This is a genomic window from Mesorhizobium sp. WSM4847 (assembly GCF_055811335.1).
The window spans coordinates 1-7,126 of record NZ_JBVVPY010000055.1 but is presented as its reverse complement, the minus strand read 5'-3'; the positions used below and the strand labels follow the sequence as shown (position 1 = coordinate 7,126).

General features: G+C 58.4%; 6 protein-coding genes and 1 pseudogene. 4 read left to right on the top strand and 3 right to left on the bottom strand.

Going from position 1 to position 7,126, the window contains the following annotated elements; genetic code table 11:
• The first annotated feature begins 279 nt into the window (after nucleotides 1–279).
• The 4 genes and pseudogenes from purU to AC0L28_RS34075 form a co-directional block, all read left to right on the top strand.
• Nucleotides 280–1,164, top strand: coding sequence for a formyltetrahydrofolate deformylase (gene purU, locus AC0L28_RS34090; protein ID WP_473482849.1), 885 nt, complete (start codon nucleotides 280–282; stop codon nucleotides 1,162–1,164).
• Nucleotides 1,165–1,242: 78 nt separating this feature from the next.
• Entirely contained in the window at nucleotides 1,243–2,493 is a 1,251-nt protein-coding gene (locus AC0L28_RS34085) for a D-amino acid dehydrogenase (protein WP_473482847.1), read from the top strand.
• Nucleotides 2,494–2,628: 135 nt separating this feature from the next.
• The gene (locus AC0L28_RS34080) at nucleotides 2,629–3,363 is read left to right on the top strand and encodes a hypothetical protein (protein WP_473482845.1); all 735 of its coding nucleotides are present in this window, start codon (nucleotides 2,629–2,631) and stop codon (nucleotides 3,361–3,363) included.
• An 82-nt stretch (nucleotides 3,364–3,445) separates the two neighbouring features.
• Nucleotides 3,446–3,592 (top strand): annotated as a pseudogene (locus AC0L28_RS34075) (IS110 family RNA-guided transposase); the annotation flags it as partial.
• Nucleotides 3,593–4,055: 463 nt separating this feature from the next.
• Here the strand turns inward: AC0L28_RS34075 and AC0L28_RS34070 are convergent.
• Genes AC0L28_RS34070 through AC0L28_RS34060 form a run of 3 tightly spaced genes read right to left on the bottom strand, consistent with a single transcriptional unit; the run spans nucleotide 4,056 to nucleotide 6,792 of the window.
• Entirely contained in the window at nucleotides 4,056–4,841 is a 786-nt protein-coding gene (locus AC0L28_RS34070) for an amino acid ABC transporter ATP-binding protein (protein ID WP_473482851.1), read from the bottom strand.
• Nucleotides 4,841–5,815: an amino acid ABC transporter permease gene (locus tag AC0L28_RS34065; protein WP_473482843.1), complete on the bottom strand. Its 975-nt coding sequence runs from the start codon at nucleotides 5,813–5,815 to the stop codon at nucleotides 4,841–4,843. The genes AC0L28_RS34070 and AC0L28_RS34065 overlap by 1 nt, the downstream gene beginning before the upstream one ends.
• Nucleotides 5,815–6,792 carry an ABC transporter permease subunit gene (locus AC0L28_RS34060; protein ID WP_473482841.1) on the bottom strand — a complete coding sequence of 326 codons (978 nt, stop codon included), beginning with the start codon at nucleotides 6,790–6,792 and terminating at the stop codon, nucleotides 5,815–5,817. Before AC0L28_RS34060 ends, AC0L28_RS34065 begins: the two co-directional genes overlap by 1 nt.
• Between the last annotated feature and the right edge of the window lie 334 nt (nucleotides 6,793–7,126).

Below are 7,126 nucleotides of genomic sequence, written 5' to 3'. Positions count from 1 at the left end.
CAGAGATCATTGCCAACGTTTTAGATCGACTTGCAGCGAATCCAGGCCAAGGGCTGGAAATCGACGTAAACATTGCCCAACGAGTGTTGACGCTGGCAGAGAGATTCCCGCTATACCCCACCTAACCAGTCGGGCAAATTTTCCTCTAGCTGTTATCCCTGGGCAGTGCCACACGGTAAGCGGCGCAGGATCAGCGAGCAGAGAGCGCGGACACTCGGACATGCTCCCTGCAGCGCGGCAAACTGCCCTAAACAACACCAACTCAGAGCGGACTACAATATGGCTCCGTACGTACTTACCGTATCTTGCAAGTCAACGCGTGGTATTGTAGCTGCGATCTCGACTTTCCTCTCAGATCAAGGCTGCAATATCGTTGACAGCTCGCAGTTCGACGACCTAGACACCGGAAAATTCTTCATGCGAGTGGGCTTCATCTCGGAAGAAGGTGTCCTGGCGCCGCAATTGAAGAAGAGCTTCAAGCCGATCGCGGATAAATTTGAAATGAAGTCGGAGCTGTTTGACGGCGAAAGCCGGATGAAGGTCCTGCTGATGGTGTCTCGCTTCGGCCATTGTCTGAACGATCTGCTCTACCGATGGAAGATCGGCGCTCTGCCTATCGAGGTCGTTGGGGTCGTCTCCAACCACTTCGATTACCAGAAGGTGGTCGTCAATCACGACATACCCTTCCATCACATAAAGGTAACCAGAGAAAACAAGCCGCAGGCCGAGGCTCAACTCATCGAAGTTGTCGAACAGACCGCAACCGAGTTAATCGTGCTTGCTCGCTACATGCAGGTTCTGTCGGATGCTCTTTGCACGCGGATGTCTGGCCAGATCATCAACATCCACCATTCCTTCCTGCCGAGCTTCAAGGGGGCCAACCCATATAAACAGGCTTACGAGCGCGGGGTGAAGCTGATCGGTGCCACGGCGCATTACGTCACAGCCGATCTCGACGAGGGGCCGATTATCGAGCAAGACACAGTTCGCGTCACACATGCACAGAGCCCAGAAGATTACGTCTCGCTGGGCCGCGATGTGGAGAGCCAGGTGCTGGCGCGCGCTGTCCATGCGCATATTCATCACCGCTCTTTCATGAACGGCAATCGCACCGTCGTCTTCCCGGCAAGCCCCGGCAGCTTTGCGTCAGAACGAATGGGGTAGCCCTTTGGTCCATATCGTCGATGGTAAGTCGGTAGCGATATGCCGATAACGGGGCGGAAGATTTCTTTGGAGGATGGCATGAAGGCTGTGGTGCTTGGGGCCGGCGTTGTCGGAACGGCGGCCGCCTACTATCTGGCCGCAGATGGCCATGAGGTCACCGTCATCGAGCGCCATCCGGCGCCTGCGCGCGGCACCAGCCAGTCCAATGCCGGCCTGGTGTCGCCTGGCGACGCCACCGCCTGGGCCTCGCCGGCGGCGATGAAGACGTTTCTGCGCGGGCTCTACAATCATGATCTCGGCATCAAGGTGCGGCTCCGCTTCGATCCCTATTTCCTCGCCTGGAGCCTGCGTTTCCTGCGCCAATGCACGGTGGCCCGCCTTCGCGCCAACAGCCAGGTCAAGCTGCGCCTGGCGCTCTATTCGCGCGACTGCATCAACGCCATCTCGGCCGACACCGGCATCCACTATGACGAGCGCAAGAAAGGCATCCTCTATTTCTTCCGCTCGCAGCACAGCCTCGACACCGGCACTGACAATTATGGCTATCTGGCCGAGCATGGCCTGCCGATCGAGATCGTCGGTCGCGACCGGCTGGTCGAGCTCGAGCCGGGCCTTGCCGGGGTGAAGGAAAAGATCGCCGGCGGCGTCTATTCGCCGATCGACCAGACCGGCGATTCCCGGCAGTTCGTGGAAAAGCTTGCCACCCATGCCGCCGAGAAGCTCGGCGTGAAATTCCTCTACGGCACGACGGTCGAGGGCCTCGACATCGAGGGCGACAAGGTGCGCGCGGTAATGACCTCGGCCGGACCGGTTGCCGCCGATGCCGTGGTCATCTCGATGGGCCCGGAAAGCGGCCTGCTTGGTCGCCGCTATGGCATCGATCTGCCCGTCTATCCGGTGAAGGGTTACACCGCGACCATTCCGCTGGAAGACGAGAGCAAGGGGCCAACCATGGGCGGCGTCGACGAAGACCAGCTGATCGCCTATTCCAGGCTGGGCAACCGCCTGCGTCTTGCCTCGGCCGCCGAATTTACCGGCTTCGACCGCACGTTCCAGCCGCGCGACTTCGTCCCCATGTTCAGCACCGGCAAGGAGCTGTTCCCAGGCGCCTTCGATGAGAAGAAAGCCGAACTCTGGGCCGGGCTGCGGCCGATGATGCCGAACTCCGTGCCGGTCATCGGCCGAGCGCGTTACAAAAACCTCTATCTCGACACCGGCCACGGCCATGTCGGCTGGACCATGGCCTGCGGCTCGGGAAAATTCCTCGCCGACCTAGTCGCCGGCCGCGACCCGGATATTGATCCGCGAGGGTTAGTCTACGGGAACTGAGGTGCGGAGCAAGTATCCGGACGCCAGTCGCCATTGGCGCGAAGAGGTCGAGACTGCCCTTTCCGCGACCCAGAGCGAACTCGGTCATGCGGTCAAGCGCAATCCGAACGGAGCGCCAGCCAGATCGATGCCTATTTGCCGTTCATCCTTGAGACCCTGAACGCTTTCCCCACCCTGACCGCCGCGCGGCTTTACAGCATGGTCAAAGAACGGGGATACCGCGGTGACGGCGGCCACTTCCGCCACATGATCGCCCGCTATCGGCCGCGTCAAAAGGCTGAGGCTCATTTGCGTTTGCGCACACTTCCCGGCGAACAGGCGCAGGCCGACTGGGGCCACTTCGGACACATACAGATCGGCAGGGCGCGACGACCCCTCATGGCACTTGTCATTGCGCTGAGCCAATCACGCCGAATCTTCCTGCGCTTCTTCCTGGATGCCAGAATGGAGGCATTTCTGTCCGGTCACGTCGAAGCCTTCGACAGATGGGGCGGTGTTCCCAAGTCTGTTTTGTACGCCAATCTGAAGAGCGCCGTGGTCGAGCGCCATGGTGAAGCCATACGCTTCAACCCCACTCTGCTCGCCTTTGCTGCCCATTGTCGCTACGATCCGCGCCCGTTGGCCATTGCCAGGGGGAATGAGTCTCAACATCAAAAGCTGGAAACGGCTACTCGACCAAGACAACCCCAACCACGGTCTGCTGCTGCCGATCCTGATCTACTGCGTCGACAAAAAGGGGAGGCCGTCCTCGGAAAGCCCAGGCCGGGGCCCGAGACCGCGCACTTCATCGACTATGAGGCCTACAAAGACATCTCCCTCGTCATCCCGGCCCTCCGCGAACTCCACTACGTCACCCATAACCCGCAGTGATCGGCGCCGGCGCGCCGACTAACGGCTGACCTACCATGGACGCATCACAAGACGGTATTGGGAGGTGCCTTGGCGCACCGCTTACAGAGGAATAAACAAGGCGCGCGTTGCCATCGCGCGCAAGCTTTTGACGATCGCCTTCCAGATACTGCGCGACCAGCGCCCCTACGAACGGCTCGGTGCCAATGGTGAGGAAGGCACACCGTCGACGATATCCCGGCTGTTCTGATCTGCTGCTAGCGAGCCCGGCAGGCGGGCTGCGCTCTCCAAGAAGAATGGGAAGCCGGGAGCCGAATACACCTATGTGACCGAAGCTCAAACGGCACAGGGTCACGAATTGGAGGATGGTTCAGAACCGAAGGGCAGGAAAACCTGTCCCAGGCACAAGAGAGATTTAGCTGATCGGCGGACACGCTGGTCTAAACACAACCGAAGCCAAGGAAATCCCTCGGGAAGCGAGCGAACCCATTGAATTCTTTCATTGGAGCAACAGATTCGCTGGTCGCCGTCGCCGCTAGGCGCTCACAGGGTCCTGCAAGTCCGGGCTGCGGTGGCCGACCGCCGCTTGAAATAAGGCCAGCTCGTACTCGCCGCGTAACCCCACCTTTTTCACACTCCCTCGGATCGGTCACCCCATTCTGGGCTGGCACCCAGCCCCCCGCCGATCGCCGTATTCGTGAATGCGCTTGATGTCAGTGTTTGAGTACGCGCGAGAGGAACGTCCGGGTGCGCTCACTAGTTGGTTTGTCGAAGATCTGCGCGGGCGGCCCCACCTCCACGACCGCACCATTATCCATATAGATAACGCGGTCGGCAACTTCGCGGGCGAAAGCCATCTCATGCGTAACAATCATCATTGTCATGCCATCAGTGCGGAGCTCGCGCATGACGTCCAGCACCTCGCCGACCAATTCCGGATCGAGCGCCGATGTGGGTTCATCGAACAACATAACGTGCGGCTCCATCGCCAGCGAACGGGCAATGGCGACGCGCTGCTGCTGGCCGCCCGACAACTTGCCGGGATATTTTTGCGCCTGGTCTCGCAGACCGACACGTTCGAGCAGACGCATTGCGATAGCCTGCGCCTCGTCGCGCGACTTGCCGCGGACCCGCATCGGGGCAAGGGCGATGTTCTCCATCACGGTCTTATGCGGAAATAGGTTGAACTGCTGGAACACCATTCCTACGCCGCGTCTGATTTGATGGAGCGCCTTCTCGCCACCTCCGAATTGTAGGTCCTTGATCGTTGGCATTGAACATCCGTCAACCACCAAGGAACCGCTGTGATAAGTTTCCAGGCCATTGACGCAACGAATCAGTGTGGACTTGCCCGAGCCGCTGGCGCCGATCAGCACCAGCACCTCACCGGCCGCCACCGACAAGGTCACGTCGCGCAATGCCTGGAACGAACCATAAAACATGTTGACATTGTCAAAGGCCACCATCGCCGGCTCGAAATCATTGGATGATACAATCATCAACGCGAACTCCTTTGCATATGGGCCTCCATTCGGCGCGATCCAAAAGTAATCGCTGAACCCATAACAAAATATACCGCGAACATGAACAAGTAGACTTCGTTTGTTTGACTGCTGGCGACGGGGTCTACCAATATCAATTGTCCGGCGCGCAGGAAATCCATCAGTCCGACGATGAACACAAGCGTTGCTCCGTTGAAAACGTCAAGCACGTTACCAACCAGCGCCGGCTGGACTACCCGGAGGGCCTGCGGCAAGACTATCTCAGTCGAAATCGTCCAGTTCGACATACCCAGGGAGCGCGCCGCCTCCCGCTGGCCGCGGGGCACAGCTTGGAAGCCGCTGCGAACATATTCGGCTACATAGGCGGCATTGAAGACAGTGAACCCGATCATGCCGCGCGCCAGCGAGGATATTGAAGCTTCCGGCACGAATAGCGGCACGGTGATCCAAATCCAGTAGACAACGAGAATGAGTGGTACCGACCGCATCACCTCGATATAGCCGGTACAACAGGCCCGCAGACTGGGATTGCTGCTGGAGCGGCCGAACGCAAGCAGAATGCCGAGCGGCAGAGACGCTGTTGTGACGACGACCGTGAGCATAATGCTGAGCAGAAGCCCACCCCAGCGGTCAAGGCCAGGCGGGGCAAGGACAAAAACAGCCGCCCCGCAAGCTGTCAGCCATATAGCCACACCGAACCGACGCGACCAAGGCAGTAGCACGGCGCCAACCGCTGTGCACAGAATGGCGAGCGCAACCCAGGCACGCCATGTTTGGTCCGCCGGATACAGCCCTATCAGAAACAACCGAAGGCTCTCGTAAATCCTCTGCCAGAAAGCGTCCCAGATCACCCATCGCAGGAAGACCGCCAAAAGCCAGCCAAGCACCACGACGATGAGTATCGAGAGAATGGAATCAATAAGGTTCGCAAAAAGGTTGCGGCGGGCCCAGCTATGCAATGTTGCGATCATCACGCTCTCTCCAGGGCTATCCGTCTGTTTACAAAATTGGCGAGGGCGCTGATTATCCAACTGAGAAGCAGATAAATCGCCATCACGACAATGACGGTCTCGAAATCGCGACCAGTCTGGTTGGCCACGGTACCGCTAACGTTGAATAGCTCCGGAAAGCCGATCGCAATGCCGATAGCCGTATCCTTTGTCAGGCTGATATAGCGGTTGGTAAGGGAAGGTATAATAATTCGGAACACTTGTGGGAGCACGACATCTCTAATCGTGTCGGCCCGCGACAGACCTAGTGCCGCCGCAGCCTCCCACTGCCCTTTAGCCAGGCCTTCGATTCCCCCACGAACGATCTCAGATATGTACCCTGCGCTGTTTACCATGATGGTGATCAGGACGGCAGACATCTCTGGGCTGAAGTGCAATGCACCGGTCGCACCGAAACGTCCAAGCACAGGCAAATCAACATTAATTCCGAAACCTGACGCGTAACACGCACCAATAACACATAGGCCGGCGCCCAATAGCGCTATACGCCACCGCGCAGGAAAGCGTCGCAGGCACGCTGCCGCCAGGAAAGCGATTGCGACTGCGACGAAAAGAGCTGACGCGGGCCCTCCACTGTCGGATAGATGTGGTAACGGCAAGAATACCCCGGATTGCTCTACGACGAACCACTTATGGATGTTTGTGGCGCTTGCGGCCGAAGGCAACTGCAACAACACTGCGAAATACCAGAACATCAGCTGGATCAGTATCGGGGTGTTCCGGAGGAACTCGCCAATCGCGAAGGCCAGGTTCCGGACGAGCCAATTGGTCGACAAACGTAAAACACCTAAGCCAACTCCAACGATTGTCGAGAATGTGATCGCCAAAAGCGCCACTTTGATCGTATTAAATAGGCCGGCTTCGAGCATCGCCAGATTTGATGACGCAGCATCTACACCTTCGAAAATTGGCGCCCACCCCGTCCAGACGGGCGCCAACCCCTCACTTATGTTAAATCGTGAAGGCGCAGACAAATACGCAAAGCTGAAGTCAATACCCCGTCTTGCTAGGTTCTGGTGGATTGCTAACGCAACCAGTATTACGCACGCGATAACTGCCGCTACTACGGCGCCATGAGTCAGCTTGTACCGGACCCGGGAAACGCGTTGCGTCACTGACGGCGTCGCGAGCGAGGACAGACACAGTTTTGTATTTGCTTCTATCATACCCTGGTCCGATATATTGCAAGTGGATCGATCGGCACCGAACTCCGCTTATTCCCAAGGAGGCGAGTACAGAAGGCCGCCGCTAACCCAGGACGCATTGGGGGTG